Below are 18,579 nucleotides of genomic sequence, written 5' to 3' on the forward strand. Positions count from 1 at the left end.
AGAAAAGACTAATTCTGATTATGAGTGTTGTAGCTCATATCAACAATGAATGAGCGCATTAGTAAACTATCCAAAATACTGCTCGTCGGGATGTCTTTAAGAATCCCAGATCGCTCCAGAATTCGCCAAGGAGCCACCATAAACTTCTTGGTGTAGTAAATACACAGTCCCCAAACACTGAATATCATTCCAAGAGCTATAAAAACTCTCCATGGTGATGTTTGCGCAATGCTGATTGAGAATATATTCAGTCCACAAATAAAGCTGACAATTACAAAAAAGACGAACCCAAGCACGGGGGATACCCTATCTGGTGTTGCAAATACCTCGTGTTGTTTAACACTGATTTGGCCGGAGCCAACCAATGCTTTGACTTCCGGATCGGTTAAGTTATATCGACGTTTAATGGCAATTATTTTGGAGCGTACCGTCGCATTAGCAGTCAATCCAAATCGATACTTGAACATCCGTTGATTCGTAGCTGCTATTCTGTCTAGGTCATTGACCTGCCCCCCAAAGCCATACCATTTTTAAGTTAGCAAAGTCCGATTAAAAATCATTTTGCATGCCTTAATTTTTGGGCATAGATTGCTGGCGGAATACGACCACAGCTACTATGAGGCCGTACTTCGTTGTAGTCCTGACGCCACAGCGCAATTGTCTTTCTAGCTTGTGCGAGTGTCTCAAACCATTGCTCATTTAAACACTCGTCGCGGAATTTACCATTGAATGATTCAATGTAGGCATTCTGTGTTGGTTTGCCTGGCTGAATCAATAAATGCTCAATCCCATGGGTATGCATCCAAGCCATGAATACCCGACTTGTGAATTCTGGCCCACCATCCGTTCTAATCGCTTTTGGAAACCCTCTGAATCTAGCTGCCTGCTCCAAGACTCTGGTCACGTACAACCCGCCAATGCCATGGTCTACCGCAATATCCACGCATTCGTGTGTCTTGTCATCGGCAATTGTTAGACACTTTAGCTTTCTGCCATTAGCCAGACTATCCATCACAAAATCAATACTCCATACCTCATTAGGGGCTAATGGCACCAGCAATTCAGCACGTTCAGTGATAGGACGCTTTACTTTCTTGCGGCGCTTAACGCTGAGCTTTTGCTCGGTATACAAGCGATAGATGCGCTTGTGATTAACTTCAACCCCTTGGAATCGTAACAGGTCGTGAATACGTCGGTAACCAAAGCGACGACGCTGATGCGCAATGACCTTGATACGCTCACGTAACTCAGCTGTTTGATGTGAATCCTGTGGTGTTTCACGCCAGCTGGATCTGGATAACCCCACTAAACGACAGGCACGACGTTCTGACATCAGCTGAGCATCCAGAATGCGCTGTATGCCATCACGTTTCGCTTGTGGGGTTAGCGCTTTACCCCAAAGGCAACCTTGAGTGCTGCCATATCCAGATGCGCTTCTGCTAGCAACTTCTTGAGTTCCGAGTTCTCTCGTTCAAGGGCTCTGAGTCGTTGCGCCTCAGTCGCCTCCATGCCGCCAAACTTGGCACGCCACTTATAGAACGTAGCATCACTGAAGCCACCACGACGACAAATGTCAGTCACTGGTGAACCAGCCTCTGCTTCCTTCAAAAAACCAATAATTTGCTCTTCGGTAAATCTACTCTTCTTCATTACATCCACTCCAATGAGTGGACTTTACTAACTTTTAATTGGTAGGGCAAACGGGGAGCAGGTCAGAGGTACCGGTAATTTTGGCACCGGTTGGGGCCATGGCGCAGAACCGGCAGAGGCCAAAAAGATCTTTGAGCTGTACGCCAGCGCAGGTGGCAATTTTATTGATACTGCAAATGTCTATCAATTTGGCCAGTCGGAACAGCTTTTGGGCGATTTGATTGCCGCAGACCGGGATCATTTTGTGGTGGCTACCAAATACACCAATGGCACCGATTCCACTGCCGGGGTATCTGCGAAAGGCAATAGCCGTAAAAATATGATGCGCGCGGTTGAGGAGAGCCTCAAGCGCTTGAACACAGACCATATTGACCTGTATTGGGCGCACATTAGTGACAGCATGACGCCGATGGAAGAAGTGTTACGTGGCTTTGATGACCTGGTACGTGCGGGCAAAATTCTCTATGCAGGCTTGTCGAATTTTCCTGCTTGGCGCATTGCGCGGGCAGACCTGATGGCGGAGGTGCGAGGTTGGGCATCCATGGTAGCCATTCAAACAGAATATAGTTTGGCGGAGCGCACTGCCGAGCGTGAGCTGCTGCCGATGGCTGAAGCACTCGGCTTGGCCATCACCACCTGGTCACCGCTGGGCGGCGGGTTGCTCACTGGTAAATATCGCGATCATCCGGCGAATACACGCTTAGAAAAACTGGGCATGTTGGTGCATACCGAAACCACCGAAAAAGATACTTTATTAATGAACACAATTTTTGAAGTGGCAAAAGAGGCGGGTGCGACCGCGACGCATATTGCCATCGCCTGGCTGTTGCACCAAGCCCGGACATCATCTACCGCCTTGATTCCCATCTTAGGTTCAAGAACGGCCGATCAGCTCCAGGCGACGTTGGGCGCACTTGAAGTGGTGTTAGATGCCAGCCAGGTTGCACGTTTGGATGCGGCGAGTCAGGTCAGCCTGGGCGTGCCACATGAACAGATTGCTTCCTCGGTTAAAAATATCGCTGCGGGCATGCGCTTGAACGATTGGCATCGCTTACACGCGTAATTTTGGTGCGGTTGAGGAGGGTGGTTCAGAGCGGCCATGGCTTTCATCACAGATATGCTAACAGGCTGGATAGTCATTTAAAACCCGCTAGTGCGCTAGCGGGTTTTTTTTAACTTAATTCAAAAAGGTGGTCGCTTTGCTGACGAAATCAGTCGGATATTGGAAGAATGAGCCGTGCCCGGAATCTGGGTACAGCACCAGCTGCGCATTCGGTAAGTGTTTGTACAAGGTGATGGCATTGTCAGTGATTAACATCTCATCGTTTGAGCCTTGCACAATCATCACGGGTTGCTGGATCGCTTTGAGTAAGGCAAATTCTGGATCCGGGGTATTTGCCCAGGTGATGAGTGCCTTTGCATGCGCGTTCATGTCCTCTTTAGAAATTTCAGGATCACGATCCTGACGCACGGTAGACCTGGCGATGAATGCCTTGCCTGCCTGCTGGCTTTGTACACTTTGGGTAAAAAATACATGTAAACGTGGATCGGGCAGGTTCTGTGAAAACGCTTCGCCAAGCACTTTCATCAGATTCTCACCGCCGCCTTTATTTGAGGTGCCGACCAAGACCACTTTTCTGATCTGGTCTGGATGGGCGGCCGCCAGCTCTTGTGCAATAAATCCCCCCATTGAAAAACCGAGTAAGTCTACTTGTTTGTAGCCTAAGGCGGTGATGAACGCGTACGCATCTTTGCTCATTTGATCAATGCTATCCGCAACTTTGCCAGAACTATGGCCCATGCCGGTATTGTTAAATACAATCACGCGGCGGGTTTTGGCCAGGCCATCTACCACTGCAGGATCCCAATAATCCATGGTGCCGGTGAAGTGTTGCAGAAACACCAGCGGCGTGCCTTGTTGATGACCAAAACTGCGGTATGAGAATGTCGTGCCGCCCGCGACGATGGTTTGATTCTTCGCCGTCGCCAGCCCAATATTGTCGCTGCCTGCAACCGCTTCAACCATGCCTAAGGCCAATAAAGAATGCAGAATAAAAGTTTTACTGATCAGGGATTTAACGATGTTCATTGTGATGGTCTCCTAAACCTGTTTATTAATTTACCGATTAGTACAAAATAATTTAATCGTTGCATTTGCCTTTGTCAATGTATTTATGTACTATTTGGTAAATTATTTATTAATCATGGATCAATCTCTCTAATTTGGAGTGTGGGTATGTCAGGCGAACAGATAAAACGGCCAAGAGGAAGACCCAGAAAGTTTGATAAGGCAGTCGCGCTCAAGATTGCGCTGGATTTGTTTAGGCAAAAAGGATTCGACAACACCTCGCTGGAGGATTTGACGCGCGCGCTGGACCTCAACCGGCCGAGCTTGTATGCGGCTTTTGGAAACAAGGAAACGCTTTTTCAGGAAGTCCTGCAGGCTTATATTTCGGGGCCTTCGGCCTATTTTCATGAGGTACTGAATGAGCACTCATCCACAGAAATGGTGAGAACACTGCTCACAAAGTCGATTGAATTGTTGTTTTACAATGAGACGCCTTACGGTTGCCTGGTGGTGATGAGCACCGCCAGTGAGCAACTGCAAAAAACAGGCATTCAGCAGCAGTTGGTCAATGCCTTGCAAACGCATCAACAAAAGCTGGTGGCCTGCTTTGAGCGCGCAAAACAAACCGGGCAGCTCAAACACACTGCCGATCCTGAGCGCCTGGCCCTGTATGTGGTGACTTTGCACAAGGGCTTGTCACTGCAAGCCATTAACGGCTCCAGTAAAGAAGCGCTGCTTGCCCTGGTTGATCAAGTGATTGAGTTATGGCCAGTAGCCACCTAAGTGGCTATGCGAGATACCTTAAAGCGCTGGCGCCGATGACATGCCTTGCACAAACAACAGGCTTAATAACAGCTCGATCACCGCCGCCGCGAGGATGCCTTTGCTAGCGCGGCCTTGCAGCCACTCCACTACGCCTGATACGGCGAGTAGCAGGCAGGTGCTTACCAAGCCGACACTCAGTGCGGTACGCGGGAGCGATGGCTCAGCATCTCTGGCTATAAAAAACATGACAGCGACACCGGCATACAGCGCCGCCACACGCCTGCCGATGAGCCTGGTCTCGGCCGAGTCCTTGACGCCCCACGCCGTTAGAAAACGGGCGGGGGCAAACAGCCAGACGATGGCAATCAATAAAAAAATACCTGCAGTCACCAGCGCGAGCGTATGAAAAGAAACCTGCATCATCTGTCCTTGCGTTTAACCAGCGATGTGATCGAGCATATCTAACTTCATTTCCTGGCGAATGCCTTTATCCATCAATGCCGCGGGCGCAAACTTTCTTAAAAAGTTTAATCGACAGGCGAGTTTTCCGGCGGGATAACGTATTTTGGGATGTTTAGCATTGGCCGCTTTGAGGACCACTTTCGCGACCACCATGGGATCATCTCCGCTTTCGATGGCGGTTTTCATTAACTTCGCCAATGCTTTTCTCGCCAGCGCATACTCCTCAATTTTGCTGTCTAGTGCAGGCGCATTCGCCTCAAAGTTGGTCTTGGTATATGCCGGTTCAATCACCGACACGCGAATTCCTCTGGTGCGTAGCTCATGGTCTAGCGATTCTGAATAGCCTTCTATGGCGTGCTTGGTGGCGGAGTAGGTCGCCATATAGGGCGCGGGTAACAAGCCCAGCATAGAGCCGATATTAATGATGCGGCCTTGTTTTTGTTGGCGCATATACGGCAGCACCGCTTGAATCACACGCACCACGCCAAAGAAGTTGGTCTCAAAGACTTGTTGCATTTGTGCGATCGAACTTTCTTCCGCACCACCGGCTTCGACGCCAAAACCAGCATTATTCACCACCACATCAATGCGTCCTTCTGCCTGTATCACGGTGTTGATGGCTGCTTGGGTGGATTCATCGCTATTCACATCGAGTGCAATGATCTTGTAATTGCGCTGTTCAGTGGCGTTGCCTTTGCGGCTGGTGCCATAGACGGTATAGCCTGACCGCGCTAACAATTCCGCAATCGATTGACCGATGCCGGATGATGCGCCTGTCACAAGTGCGACTTTATTTTTCATGTGTCATTTCCTTTGGGTGAGATTAAAAATCGATGATATGTTGGCTTTAAATAAACCGCACGACCACTTTACCCTTGGCGCGACCGGACTCCAGGTAAGCGAGCGCTTCAAGCGTTTGATCAAATGAAAACACTTGATCGATGACGGGTTTGATATGTCCGTCATCCAGAATGCCGGCGATGTCAGTCAACTGCTGACCATCCGGGCGCACAAACATAAAGGCGTATTCAATATGACGTTTTTTGGCGAGTCGTTTGATTTTGCTGCTGATCAAGCCAAAGAGCCATTGCATGATAATATTCATGCCTCTTTTGCGCGCAAATGCGACATCTGGCGGACCCACTAACGACACCACATGGCCGCCGGGTTTCACAATCTGCAGCGCTTTTTCAATGCCATCGCCTCTGACGGTGCCGAGCACAAAGTCATAGTCTTGCAAGCGCTGTTCAAATGCCTGGGTTTTGTAATCAATCACTTCATCGGCGCCCAGTCGTTTCACCAGGGCAGTATTTTGACTGCTGGTGGTGGTTGCCACGGTGGCGCCAAGGTATTTGGCCAGTTGAATTGCAAACGTGCCGATGCCGCCCGCGCCAGCTGGAATGAATATTTTTTGGTCACGCTTGATAGCACTGCCATGATCGTTGAACGCCTGCCATGAGGTCAGCCCGACCATCGGGATAGATGCTGCTTGTACAAAATCTAATTTTTTCGGTTTGCTGGCAGCCGCAGAGGCAGGCACCGCGACATACTCTGCTAGCGAGCCTGTGCCTAAATCAAACACACTGGCATAGACGGCATCGCCTGTTTTAAAGGTGGTGACCTGATCGCCAACTTCCACCACGATGCCAGCCAGATCGCTGCCCATGATAGCGGGCAACTCAAACTTTAATATTGGCTTGAAACTGCCTTTGGGGATCATGGTGTCAATCGGATTCAGTCCAACGGCATAGACTTGCACCAGGATTTCGTCGGGCTTAATGGTTGGGCGGGCAACTTCAGCAAATCTGAGCTGATTGGCTTTGCCGTAACGTTCTAAAATCAGTGCTTTCATGTGGGGTCCTTAAATCATTGAGTCATGGCATAAAAATATGATGTTCATCATATTTTTATGCCAAAAAAAGTAAGCCATATTGCTTAAAACATTAACGCGCAAACTGCTGGAGCGCCGCTTGCCGCAAGGCCGCTGATAGTTCAGGATCATCGACTGCGCGCGCCAGCATCAGCGTGCCCACCATGGTGGAAACCACCAGCAGTGCCTCTTCATGCGGCTTCTTTGATGCTTGCTGCGATAACTCGGCTTCGATTAAGCCGATCATTTGTTTGATTCTTTGCGTTGAGGCTGCTCTCACCTCGGGGGCTTGCCTGTGCATCTCAGAACCTAATGCTGCGAATGAGCAGCCCATTTCAATATTGGTCAGGTGCTCATCGGATAAATAAGCATGCATCAGTGTCGACAAGCGTTGTTCCTGCGGGGCATTGGTTAATAGCTGCTCAGTAAATGCCAGCGTTTCTGCCCCTGCCTGACTGGCGGCTTCAGCCAGCATGTCATCCCTAGAGGCAAAGTGCGCGTAAAAACCGCCATGCGTTAATCCGGCCTCTTTCATGATGTCGGCCACGCCTGTGCCACTGTAACCACTACGTCGAATGGCCTTGGCCGCCGTTTCAACGATGCGCGTGTGGGTAAGCTCTTTGCGATTGGGCGCGCTTTTAGGTACAGATTTACTTTTCATTCGCCTCATAATATATGATGGTCATCATATTATCAAGCACATTGATTGCCTGATGACTTTTATTGCTGGGTGATTTTAATTATGTTGACTGTCTGTATCAGGGGCAGCCTTGCCTATCCACCTCTGGCATGATTAAAAAAACAGAATGCACTTTGAAACTTTTTCTAAGATTTATTATCATTGAATGAATGAGATTTATTCTCATTATAAAATAATGATTAAGGGAAAATAAATGCATTACACACACGCTCTCCGCATGCGGCCGCTCGCCGCTGTTCTTGGCATTGTTTTTAGCAGTACGCAGCCCGTGTTCGCAGAAGAGGTACAAACGCTGCCAGATATCAAGGTGTCGGCGCCAAAAAATCAGCAGATCACCCAGGGATATGTCACCAAAAAGTCCAGCGCATCCACCAAAACCGAGACCGATCTCATAGATATTCCGCAGTCGATCACCATTTTTAACCAGGCGCAGATGAAAGATCAGGCGGTACAAAACTTGGGTGACCTGGTCCGTTACACCCCCGGCGTTGGCGCAGCGCAAGGGGAGGGTAATCGCGAAACGTTTTTGTTCCGTGGTCTGGCCTCAACGGCGGATTTCTTTCAGGATGGCGTGCGAGACGATACGCAGTATTACCGTGACCTGTATAACATTGAGCGCGTAGAGATTTTAAAAGGCCCGAATGGCATGATTTTTGGCCGTGGCGGCGCTGGTGGCCTGATAAACCGCGTCACCAAACAAGCCAACTGGACGCCCTTGCGTGAGGTGGGCTTGCAATACGGCTCATTTGATCAGGCGCGTGGGACCGTAGACATTAATCAGCCGATCAATGACGTGGCGGCGTTTCGTTTAAATGCCATGTATGAAGATGGCAACAGCTATCGCGACGGCGTGAGCCTCGAGCGCAAAGCGATCAACCCTACGTTGACCATTCAGCCATCGGATAAAACCAAGGTGGTCGTTGGTCTGGAATATTTTAAAGATGACCGCACGGCAGACCGGGGAATTCCATCGTTTGGCAGCCGACCTGTGGAGACGAATCGCTCCACCTTTTTTGGCAACGCAAAACAAAGCCCGACCAACACCGAGCTCACCGCGTTTAATGTGTCGTTTGAGCATTTGTTTGATAACGGCATGACGCTGAAGAACCGCACCCGCTACGCCAATTACAATAAGTTTTATCAGAACGTGTTTGCAAACGGCCCCGTCACCTCGGCAGGCTTGGTCAGAATTGACGCCTATAACAACGCGACAGATCGCCAAAACCTGATTAACCAGACTGACCTGACGTTTGCCTGGGAGACTGGTTTTATTGAGCATGAGTCTGTGGTCGGAGTAGAGCTGGCGCGTCAGCGTACATCTAATTATCGTGAGACCGGCTTTTTTAATAATGCGACCACTTCGGTCAATGTGCCACTCAGTGACCCCACCACCAATGCGCCGATCACCTGGCGCCAGAATGGTACAGACGCAGACAATTATGTGCAGAACGATACCTATGCCGCCTATTTTCAGGACCAGATGAAGTTTAACGCGCAATGGTCTGCCATTGCTGGCTTGAGATACGACCGCTTTAATACCGACTTTACTAATAGTAGATTGCCGTCTACCGATGCCAACTACAGGATTAACACTCGCGATGATTTGTTTTCACCACGCGTCGGTCTGATTTATAAACCAGTTGAAAATCTGTCGCTGTATAGCAGCTATGCCATTAGCTACGTGCCGCGTGCAGGTGAGCAATTGGCCAGCCTGACCGCGATTAACAAATCCTTTGACCCGGAAAAATATAACAATATTGAAGTCGGCGTGAAGTGGGATTATTCACCGGCCTTGGCGCTGACGGCGGCGGTATACAAGCTGGAGCGCAACAATATTGCGGTGGCCGACCCTGCGAATCCCAGCACCAACCAGATTCTGGTGGACGGGCAGCAAACCAAAGGCCTGGAGTTGGGCATTAATGGCAAGTTGACAGACGCCTGGAGTGTGGCTGGCGGCTATGCATACCAGGATGCCGAGTTTACCAAAACGCAACCCAATGCCACGGCGGGCAACGTGATTCCTGCCGGGGCCGAAGTGGCGATGGTGCCGCGTCACACGTTTTCATTATGGAACCGTTATGACTTTAATGAAGTGTGGGGCGCTGGGCTTGGTGTGATCAGCCGTACAGATATGTACGCGGCAGCCCCCACGGTATCCACTAGCGTGACCTTGCCAGGCTATGTGCGCCTGGATGCTGCTGTGTTTGCCCAGGTGAATAAAGACTTGCGCGTGCAGCTCAATATTGAAAACCTGCTCAATAAAGACTACTACCTGTATGCGCACAATAACAACAACACTACGCCGGGTTCGCCACTGGCGGCACGGTTGTCAGTGATTGCTAACTTTTAAGTCTCTCTGCCCATTCCCTGGTTGTCCGGGGAATGGGTTTTCTGCTGGTCAGCCTCACGCCCAGACACACGCTTTTAGCGCCTGCCTGTTGCCCTGATATTCACATCTGCATTAAAAAAACATCGCCATCCCTAAAGTAATCGCTGGCGTTGACGAAATGAAGAAGAAGGCCTTGCACGTCAACGCTGGATGACTGAAAGAGAAGGTGACAACCACCGCATCTGTACTGGGTTCTGTGCGTTTTTTGCATGCAACTGTACTCTAAAAATTCAGAGTTTCTGTGTCTGGTTTCCTATCGTTGACTGTCTTATGATGATAGTCATTGTGAATCCGTATTTATCTGTTGGTCTGTGTAAATGCAGGCCAACCCACCGTCAGTAGGACTTATGTCGCAACCCAAAGCCTCCATTAAGCCATACCACCACCCAGCCGCTGGTTGGGGGGCCTTGAAGCAAGTCGCCGCGCAACTCGCGCTGCAAAAGATTCCCGTCAAGGGCATCTTGACCTTGCTGGCACAAAACCAGCCGGATGGTTTTGATTGCCCGGGCTGCGCCTGGCCAGACAAAGAGCACACCTCAACCTTTGAGTTTTGTGAAAATGGCGTCAAGGCCGTGGCCGCAGAAGCGACCGCCAAGCGCGTGCCGCCTACATTTTTTGCCAAACATACCGTGACCGAGCTCATGGGCTGGGGCGATTTTGAGCTGGAAAACGAAGGCCGGTTGACGCACCCGATGCGCTACAACGCTGCCACCGACAAGTATGAAGAGGTGAGTTGGGACCAGGCGTTTGCGCTGATTGCCACACACCTCAATGCGCTGGCCGACCCCAATGAAGCCATTTTTTATACCTCTGGCCGTGCAGCCAATGAGGCGGCTTTTCTGTATCAATTGTTTGTGCGCGAATTCGGTACCAATAACTTCCCTGATTGTTCTAATTTGTGCCACGAATCGACCAGCATCGCCTTGCCCGCCACCGTGGGCATCGGCAAAGGCTCGGTGACCTTGCATGATTTTGAACACACCGACACCATCCTGATTTTTGGTCAGAACCCGGCCACCAACCATCCGCGTATGTTGGGTGAATTGCGCGAGGCGGCGAAACGTGGCGCACGCATCGTCGCCATCAATCCGTTAAAAGAGCGCGGCCTAGAACGCTTTGCTGACCCGCAAAGCCCGTTTGACATGCTGTCTTTCAAAGGCAGCAAAATCAGTGATTTATTTATTCAGCCCAAATTGGGTGGTGACCTGGCGCTGATTAAAGGCATGATCAAGTATGTGATCCAGTGGGATGACGAGGCGATTCAACATGGCACCGAGCGCGTGGTTGACCTCGACTTTATTGCGCAGCACACCAATAACTTTGCAGCGATTGCCGAAGATGCGCGCCAGGAAAGCTGGGCAGTGATTGTTGAGGAGTCCGGCGTCCCGTTAGCGCAGATTGAGGAAATCGCCCGCATTTATGCCACCGGCGATCGCGTGATTGCTACCTGGGGCATGGGCATTACTCAGCACAAGCATGGCGTCGCCACCATTAAAACGCTGGTGAACCTGATGTTATTACGCGGCAATATCGGTAAAGAGGGCGCAGGTCTGTGCCCGGTGCGCGGCCACAGCAATGTGCAGGGTAATCGTACGGTCGGCATTTATGAAAAGATGCCAGCCGAGTTTCTGGATAGCCTGGAGCGCGTATTTGAGATCACCGTGCCGAGAACGCCGGGCTACGATGCGGTGGGCGCGATTCAGGCCATGCTGGATGGCAAAGGCAAAGTATTCTTTGGTCTGGGTGGCAATTTTTCGATTGCAACGCCTGATACCGACCGCACCTGGCAAGCGATGCGCAACTGCGATTTGACCGCACATGTGACCACTAAACTCAACCGCAGCCACTTGGTGCACGGCAAAGAAGCCCTGATTTTGCCTTGCCTGGGCCGTACCGAAATCGACACCCAAGAGACTGGCCCGCAAGGGGTGACGGTAGAAGACTCCATGAGCATGGTGCATATTTCTTATGGTATGAACAAACCTGCTTCGCCGCATTTGCTGTCTGAGCCTGCGATTGTAGCGCGGCTGGCGCATGCCACGCTCCAGCACAGCAAAACGCCATGGCTGGCATTGATCAAGGATTACAGCAAAATCCGCGACGCGATTGAGCAAACCATGCCCGTCGCCTTCAAGGATTATAACGAGCGAATCAAGACGCCCGGCGGCTTCCGCATGCCGGTGCCTTCCAGTGAGCGCATCTGGAACACGCCTTCAGGCAAGGCGGAATTTACCGTACAGGCCATTCCGCAAAACTCGCCTATCCACCAGGCGCGTCAACAATATGGTGACCAGCTGTTTGTGTTGATGACCACGCGATCGCACGACCAGTACAACACCACTATTTATGGCATGGATGACCGCTACCGTGGTGTGTTTGGCCAGCGTCGCGTCGTGTTTATGAATCCGCTGGATATTGCACGCCTGGGCCTGGAGGCTGGTGATTGGGTCAATCTGATCAGCGTCTGGCAAGATGGAATCACGCGCCGTGCCGACAAGTTTTTAGTGGTGTCTTACGATATTCCGGCTGGCTGCCTCAGCGGTTATTACCCGGAAACCAATAATCTGGTGCCGCTGGAAAGTGTGGCAGATGACTCACGTACGCCCACTTCTAAATCTATTCCGGTGATTGTTGAAAAAACCACCGCGCCAGAGGTGGCCCATGCTGCTTGATAATGACCTGACCGTGTTGCACGCTGACACAGCGTTAGAAGCGGGCTTTATTGCCGACTATGTGCCGCTAGATAACAGTACTGTGTTGATGCTGGGGATTCTGGAATTGCTGCATGCCGAGCATGCACAGGGCCGGGCGGCGGTGTCACTGGCCGTGATTTGCAAACGCCTGGGCATTCGCATGAGCACGCTACAACGCCTGATGACGGCGCTGAGCGAGCAGGCGCTGGTCACCGTGTGGACCGAAAAAGATCGCCTGGTCGCCATGCTGACTGCCAGCGGCGAAGAGGTGTCGCGGGCCTTGCAGGCCGCCTAAATCTTGCACGGCTGGGCAATGGCCTGACGTATAATACAGGCATCGCAACCCCGCACACCGCCTGCTTACCATGAAGCTTTATGTCTCGTTTGCCGCCCGCATACGCGCAATGATCGACGAAGGCGTGTTGCGGCCTGGCGACCAGATTTTTTCGGTACGGCAGGCCAGCCAAAAATACGAGCTCAGTATCAGCACGGTGTTGCGCGCCTATTTGTTGCTGGAGCAAGAGGGCGTGATCAGCAGCCATCCGCAATCCGGCTATTACGTCACCCCGCGCAAACGCCTGCAACAACGGCAAGCTTCCCCGCTGGCCAAAGATATTAACCTGTCTGAAATCGACGCCAGCAAGCTGGTGCTGACGACACTCAAATCTATCCGCGAATTTGGCACCGTGCCGCTGGGGTCGCCATTTCCTGACCCGCAGCTGTTCCCGTTAAAAAAAATCCATCAATATGAAAAAGCGCTGACCGACGATCAGGGCGAGTGGGGCGTGCTGAGTGACTTGCCGCCTGGCAACGAAAGTCTGCGCCAGCAGATTGCGCGCCGCTATCTGGCACATGGCATGGAGGCCTCGCCAGACGACATTGTGATCACGCATGGTGCCACCGAAGCCATCACCCTTTGTTTGCAGGCGGTGGCCAAAGCCGGGGCGACCATTGCGCTGGAATCGCCCGGCTATTATGCCCTGGCGCATACCGTCGAACGGTTGGGCATGAAGGTGATAGAAGTGCGCACCGATCCTGCGTCTGGCATAGACCTGGATGCCTTACGTGCCGTGACGGACAATGTGCGGCTTTCGGCGGTGATCCTCACCACTAACTTTCAAAATCCGCTTGGCTTTGTGATGCCAGAAGCCAAAAAACGTGCCTTGGTGACGTTTCTCGCCGAACAGCAGATTCCGCTGATTGAAGATGATGTCTATGGCGAGCTGTATTTCAGCGATGCGGCGCCGCTACCGGCCAAAGCCTTTGACCGGGCAGGCATGGTGCTGCATTGTGCGTCTTTTTCCAAGTCACTGGCGCCGGGGTATCGCGTCGGCTGGACCAGCGCCGGGCGTTATCGCCAGGAGGTTGAGCGGCTGATGTTTCTGAGCAGCCTGTCATTGCCATCGGCGCCGCAGATTGCGATTGCCAAGTTTATGCAGCGTGACAGCTTTGAACAGCACCTCAAGCAGTTGCGGCATACCTTGCGCTCCAACTATGTGCTGATGCGTAATGTGATCGAGCAGAGCTTTCCGACAGGTACGCAGCTGTCGGTGCCACAGGGCGGTTACGTGATCTGGGTCAAGTTGCCACCCGCGCTGGACGCGCTGGCGCTCTACCGTGCCGCCATTGATAACGGCATCACTGTTGCGCCGGGCACCATCTTCTCGCGCAACAAAGAACTGACGCACTATATTCGCCTCAACTTTAGCCATTTATGGACGCTGGCGATTGAGCAAGCCGTGCGCGAGGTAGGGGCGCTGGCGTGTGAGATGCTAGCCGCTTAAAACTGATGATTCCACTGGCCAAGCCAGGTAGTGGCGGTGGCTTGGTCCATCGGCCGCGCAAAATAATAGCCTTGGCCATATCGGCAGCCTAACTCGCGCAAACCAATGGCGGCCAGGGTGTTTTCCACGCCCTCTGCAATGGTTTCCAGCCCCAGGCTTTCAGCCAGCTTGAGCGTAGAGGCCACCACTTTTCTCGATTTTGACGAAGTTTCCATGGTGGTGACAAACGATTTATCAATCTTGAGCTCGGTAAAAGGCAGTTTGGCCAACTGCGCCATCGACGAGTAGCCGGTGCCAAAATCATCAATACTCAGCTTAAAGCCCTCGGCCCGCAACTGGGAAAGAATGTGCTGCGCTTCATCCGGGTCTTGCATGGTGGCGGTTTCGGTGAGTTCGAGAATGACTCTTTCCGGGGCGACCTCCAGCGATTGACTGGCCTCGACTAACGCATCGGTGAGTAAATGGTTTTTAATGCTTTTTGCTGAGATATTCAGTGAAAATGTCAGCGTATTGCTGAGTGATCGAATAAAGTTAAATCCGTGCTCAATCACAATCTGGGTCAGCTGGTCAATTTGCCCGGTTTTTTCAGCCACCGGAATAAATGCCTCGGGGAGCTTGATGCCCAGCGTCGGATGCTGCCAGCGCAGTAAGCCTTCAAAACCAATCACTCGGCCACTATGCAGTTCTATTTGTGGTTGATAAAACAAGCTGAACTGCTGGTTGCGGATGGCGTCATCAATGCTTTGAGCATCGACGGTGAATGGTTGCATGCTGGCATCGCTAGCAGAGCGCGCGTGCAGGTCGACTGACACCTGGTCTGTGAGCAGATTTTTGAGAATGTGCTGGTGAAACGGCTGGTAGAGGATGCCGCGGATATTCAGGTTGTGCTCAATGGCGACGAGTTGCGCGGCTGGTAGCAGGTCTGAGCCTATGCCACTGCTTAATATAATCGACGATTGGCAATCGAGTTGCGCCAGCGTCTTTAAAATCTCTATGCCGTTGATACTAGGCATCACAATATCGATGGCCAGATGTGTTGGTTTCCAGGCCAGAAACGCATCCATAAACAGCTTGGCATCGTCCAATACTCTCACCTCAAAACCCAGATGTTGGGCTTCGTGAGCGATCAAACTGGCATCATGACTATCGTCATCCAGGATTAAAAGCGTGTTTGTACGCATGGCGCAACCTCCTTGGTAATCTTTAGGATACTGCTGGCAAGCGCTCGGTTTGTTTCGGTTGGGGATGGCAGGCGCTGCTGTCAGCGCGTGTTTAACACGCGTGCACTACATCGCGTGCGATATAACCGCGCGCGATGACTAAAAACATTGATGTTAATCTAGTTTTTAGCAAAAAGGGTATTTTTGTCAACCTTTAAGGCCATCTCAGACCAGTATCCGGTGCATGGCATCAAGAGTCGGCTATCCCTGTTGCGGTGGCCAGGTAAGGCTGCACCTGCTCTTTGGGCATGGGCTTGGCAAAATAATAGCCCTGAATGAACTGGCAGCCCATGGCTTGTAAAAACCGTACCTGGCTTTCGGTTTCAGCGCCCTCAGCCACACACTCCATATGCATGCCGTGGCACAGCGCTAAAATCGAGCGTACGATGGTTTGGCTGGTGGTGTTGGTTTCAATATCCTTCACAAAGCCGCGGTCAATTTTCAGTTTATCCAGCGGCAGGGTTTGCACATGGCTGAGGCTGGAATAGCCAGTGCCAAAATCGTCCAGCGCCACTTTGGCGCCCGCCTGGCGTAGTAGGTTAATATTGTCGCGCGCGGTTTCAAAGTTTTGCAGCAAAGCCGTTTCGGTAATTTCAAACACAAAGCGGCCGGGCGCCAGCTGGCTGGCATGCATCATGTCTATCAAGGCTTTAATCACTGTTTGGTTGGTTACATCATAAGCTGACAAATTAAACGACAAACGCATGTGATCTGGCCATGAGGCCATTTCGATCATCGAGTGGCTAAACATCAGCTTGGTGATGTCGGCGATCATGCCTAGGCTTTCGGCCACCGGGATAAACATGGCCGGGGACACTGCGCCTATGGTTGGGCTTTGCCAGCGCGCCAGGCTTTCAAAGGCGCACACTTCGTTGGCATCCATATCAATAATCGGTTGAAAGACCGGATATAGCTCGGCGTGAATATCCGCGGTGCGCAAGGCCTGGTCGATGCGGTTGAGGTGCAGACGCTCTTTTTCTAGCGTCTCAGAGTAGATTTCGAGGTTGCCGCGGCCGGTGCGTTTGACGTGGTATAAAGCAAAGTCCGCATGCTCGTACAACATTTGCGCAGAGAGATAGTCGTCACAAATAATGCAGGCGCCCATTGAGGCTTTTATGCTGATGAGCAAGCCATCAATGGCGATCGGTTGTGAAATGGCCTGGTTGATCTCTTGGGCAATCTGTCTGAGTGAGGCATGCTCATCGTCGGTGACCAGGTGAAAGGCGAATTCATCCCCCCCCAAACGGTAAAATTGCACCTGCCCCGGCCTCACCTGTGCCAGCCGCTTGCCCACCTCGATCAGCACCAGATCACCGATGTGGTGACCGTGTATATCGTTGACCGGTTTAAAGTTATCGAGGTCTAAAATCCCTACCGCAAAACATTCTTGCGTTTGTCTGGCCAACAGCAGTTGCTGTTCTACCTGGATAAAAAACTGCCGCCGGTTAGGCAGTTGCGTCAGTACATCCTGGTTTGCCAGGCGTTGGTTGTCTTTTAATAAGGCCTGCGTTTCATAAGTTGCGTTCACCCACTTGTCAAACATGGTGGTACTGGCGCGCATGGTCATCAGCATGCCAATTTCAAATACCATAATCAGCAATGCCATCAAGTGCGCATGCTCAAAATTGCCACGGTAAATGCAGGCAATGGCAGAGGAAATCATCAGCAGGTTGTAAGCGTAGGCTGCCGGGCCTAGCTTGCTCAAAATAAAGGCAAAACAGAAACCGTAAAGCGTATTGTGAAAAATCAGGAAGTAATGGCCGAAGGTGTCGGTGAGGGGGTAGAGGTAAACGCTGCGCCAGAACGTGAAAAATCCGGCCAGAATGAACACGATGGAGGCGATCTCCAGTCGTTTGCGAATTTTATCAATCGAGGGGTGCTCGTCACGGTGCGCAAACCAGTAAAACAGCAGGCTGCCGCCAATCAGCATCCTGATCAAAGGCGTCGCAATCGAGAGCAACCAATGCACCTGATCATGCAAAACGATCATCTGTATGCTCAGCGCGCTGATCGCCGTGAAGAGGGCGACGGGCACATCTTCAAGCAGGCTGTTATAGCGTGCTCGCAATACTTCATGGCTGGTCGTTTTAAAGAATGACATTGATTTTTAGACGAATTATTGTCTTTTAGTGATTGAATATTAAGCATGTGCTGGCCGTTTCGATTCGGTAAACACAGCGCAATAAGCTTTCCATTTATGGGTTTGGTCCGCTTGATAAAACTGGCAGCTGCTAAATTGACCACTGTGAGCAGTGTTTAGCGTGAGGCGGCGATTTTACTTTTATTTCAATACAATTGAGTGGTTTATAACAGCCAATTTCTAAAAAAGTGGTTGAAAGAAGCCGCCAATATTGGCCGCTTTTTAAACCCGATGACATTTTTTAATTGAGAATCAATCTCTTATTGCATGTCGCAGTCATGGCATGTGTTTTGCAAGTTATCAACTCATTCAAAGTAGGGTGATGAAATATGAGCGAAACACTGGCTTGGTGCGGCATCGATTTAACCTGGGCATATACCGACGTCTTGCGTCGTATTGGCAGGCGTACCGCGTGTGTGCAGCGTGCCAAAGACATCCTGCATGACGCCCTGGTATTTTTTGCCGTCTCGAGCCATCCGGCCCGTGAAGAGTCGCCGCAAGCCTATTTAAATGGCATTGTGAATCATTTGCTGGTGGATGAGTTTCGCCACAGGACGCGGTTTGTCGATGAAGACCAGATTGACGAAGCTGCGCTGATTCTGGAATGCACGCCTGAGCAATTGTACGAAACGCGGCAAAAACTGCATCACTTGCAGCGCGTGGTCGATTTGCTGCCTGAAAAATGCCGCCAGGTATTCTGGCTGTATCACGTCGATGACATGAAGCAGCGTGAAATCGCGGTGCAACTGGATATCAGCATCAATATGGTTGAAAAACACCTGATCCGCGCCATGCTCGATATCCGCGCATTTCAACAGGCTGTGCATTAACCTTGCCC

At 51.2% G+C, this 18,579-nt stretch carries 16 protein-coding genes; 7 read left to right on the plus strand and 9 right to left on the minus strand.

Annotation, left to right across the window (positions count from 1 at the left end; all coding sequences use genetic code 11):
• Positions 1–8: 8 nt before the first annotated feature.
• Both E6Q52_RS02570 and E6Q52_RS02575 read right to left on the minus strand, forming a co-directional pair.
• On the minus strand, positions 9–467 hold the full coding sequence (locus E6Q52_RS02570; RefSeq protein WP_292818036.1) for a hypothetical protein: 459 nt from the start codon (positions 465–467) through the stop codon (positions 9–11).
• An 89-nt stretch (positions 468–556) separates the two neighbouring features.
• A protein-coding gene (locus E6Q52_RS02575; protein ID WP_292818038.1) for an IS3 family transposase occupies positions 557–1,650 on the minus strand; the annotation gives its coding sequence in 2 pieces (ribosomal slippage) (positions 557–1,389 and positions 1,389–1,650; 1,095 coding nt in all).
• A 37-nt stretch (positions 1,651–1,687) separates the two neighbouring features.
• Between E6Q52_RS02575 and E6Q52_RS02580 the strand changes: the two genes are divergently transcribed.
• Positions 1,688–2,713: an aldo/keto reductase gene (locus tag E6Q52_RS02580; protein ID WP_292818773.1), complete on the plus strand. Its 1,026-nt coding sequence runs from the start codon at positions 1,688–1,690 to the stop codon at positions 2,711–2,713.
• Positions 2,714–2,827: 114 nt separating this feature from the next.
• Here E6Q52_RS02580 and E6Q52_RS02585 read toward each other — a convergent pair whose 3' ends face one another.
• Positions 2,828–3,739 (minus strand): alpha/beta hydrolase, encoded by a 912-nt coding sequence (locus E6Q52_RS02585; protein WP_292818040.1) that lies wholly within the window; start codon positions 3,737–3,739, stop codon positions 2,828–2,830.
• A gap of 147 nt (positions 3,740–3,886) precedes the next feature.
• Here E6Q52_RS02585 and E6Q52_RS02590 point away from each other — a divergent pair, with 147 nt between their 5' ends.
• The gene (locus E6Q52_RS02590) at positions 3,887–4,501 is read left to right on the plus strand and encodes a TetR/AcrR family transcriptional regulator (protein WP_292818042.1); all 615 of its coding nucleotides are present in this window, start codon (positions 3,887–3,889) and stop codon (positions 4,499–4,501) included.
• An 18-nt stretch (positions 4,502–4,519) separates the two neighbouring features.
• On the opposite strand, the gene E6Q52_RS02595 is transcribed toward E6Q52_RS02590, so the two are convergent.
• The 4 genes from E6Q52_RS02595 to E6Q52_RS02610 all read right to left on the minus strand — a co-directional run bounded on the left by E6Q52_RS02595 (position 4,520) and on the right by E6Q52_RS02610 (position 7,476).
• Complete coding sequence (locus E6Q52_RS02595; protein WP_292818044.1) at positions 4,520–4,903, minus strand: hypothetical protein; 384 nt, start codon at positions 4,901–4,903, stop codon at positions 4,520–4,522.
• Between the two features lie 15 nt (positions 4,904–4,918).
• The gene (locus E6Q52_RS02600) at positions 4,919–5,746 is read right to left on the minus strand and encodes an oxidoreductase (protein WP_292818046.1); all 828 of its coding nucleotides are present in this window, start codon (positions 5,744–5,746) and stop codon (positions 4,919–4,921) included.
• Positions 5,747–5,792: 46 nt separating this feature from the next.
• Entirely contained in the window at positions 5,793–6,797 is a 1,005-nt protein-coding gene (locus E6Q52_RS02605; RefSeq protein ID WP_292818048.1) for an NADP-dependent oxidoreductase, read from the minus strand.
• Between the two features lie 91 nt (positions 6,798–6,888).
• Entirely contained in the window at positions 6,889–7,476 is a 588-nt protein-coding gene (locus E6Q52_RS02610) for a TetR/AcrR family transcriptional regulator (RefSeq protein WP_292818050.1), read from the minus strand.
• 232 nt (positions 7,477–7,708) lie between these two features.
• On the opposite strand from E6Q52_RS02610, the gene E6Q52_RS02615 reads away from it, so the two are divergent.
• The 4 genes from E6Q52_RS02615 to E6Q52_RS02630 all read left to right on the plus strand — a co-directional run bounded on the left by E6Q52_RS02615 (position 7,709) and on the right by E6Q52_RS02630 (position 14,381).
• Positions 7,709–9,865: a TonB-dependent siderophore receptor gene (locus E6Q52_RS02615; protein ID WP_292818052.1), complete on the plus strand. Its 2,157-nt coding sequence runs from the start codon at positions 7,709–7,711 to the stop codon at positions 9,863–9,865.
• A 386-nt stretch (positions 9,866–10,251) separates the two neighbouring features.
• The gene (locus E6Q52_RS02620) at positions 10,252–12,576 is read left to right on the plus strand and encodes an FdhF/YdeP family oxidoreductase (protein ID WP_292818054.1); all 2,325 of its coding nucleotides are present in this window, start codon (positions 10,252–10,254) and stop codon (positions 12,574–12,576) included.
• Positions 12,566–12,892: a hypothetical protein gene (locus E6Q52_RS02625; protein ID WP_292818056.1), complete on the plus strand. Its 327-nt coding sequence runs from the start codon at positions 12,566–12,568 to the stop codon at positions 12,890–12,892. Before E6Q52_RS02620 ends, E6Q52_RS02625 begins: the two co-directional genes overlap by 11 nt.
• 70 nt (positions 12,893–12,962) lie before the next feature.
• On the plus strand, positions 12,963–14,381 hold the full coding sequence (locus E6Q52_RS02630) for a PLP-dependent aminotransferase family protein (RefSeq protein ID WP_292818058.1): 1,419 nt from the start codon (positions 12,963–12,965) through the stop codon (positions 14,379–14,381).
• Here the strand turns inward: E6Q52_RS02630 and E6Q52_RS02635 are convergent.
• Positions 14,378–15,562 carry an EAL domain-containing response regulator gene (locus E6Q52_RS02635; protein WP_292818060.1) on the minus strand — a complete coding sequence of 395 codons (1,185 nt, stop codon included), beginning with the start codon at positions 15,560–15,562 and terminating at the stop codon, positions 14,378–14,380. The two genes, E6Q52_RS02630 and E6Q52_RS02635, sit on opposite strands and share 4 nt — an antisense overlap.
• Before the next feature lie 229 nt (positions 15,563–15,791).
• Positions 15,792–17,702 carry an EAL domain-containing protein gene (locus tag E6Q52_RS02640; protein WP_292818062.1) on the minus strand — a complete coding sequence of 637 codons (1,911 nt, stop codon included), beginning with the start codon at positions 17,700–17,702 and terminating at the stop codon, positions 15,792–15,794.
• Between the two features lie 368 nt (positions 17,703–18,070).
• On the opposite strand from E6Q52_RS02640, the gene E6Q52_RS02645 reads away from it, so the two are divergent.
• Positions 18,071–18,571, plus strand: a complete 501-nt coding sequence (locus E6Q52_RS02645) for a sigma-70 family RNA polymerase sigma factor (RefSeq protein WP_292818064.1) — start codon at positions 18,071–18,073, stop codon at positions 18,569–18,571.
• The last annotated feature ends 8 nt before the right edge of the window (positions 18,572–18,579 follow it).

This window comes from Methylophilus sp., from assembly GCF_008015755.1.
Lineage (GTDB): Bacteria > Pseudomonadota > Gammaproteobacteria > Burkholderiales > Methylophilaceae > Methylophilus.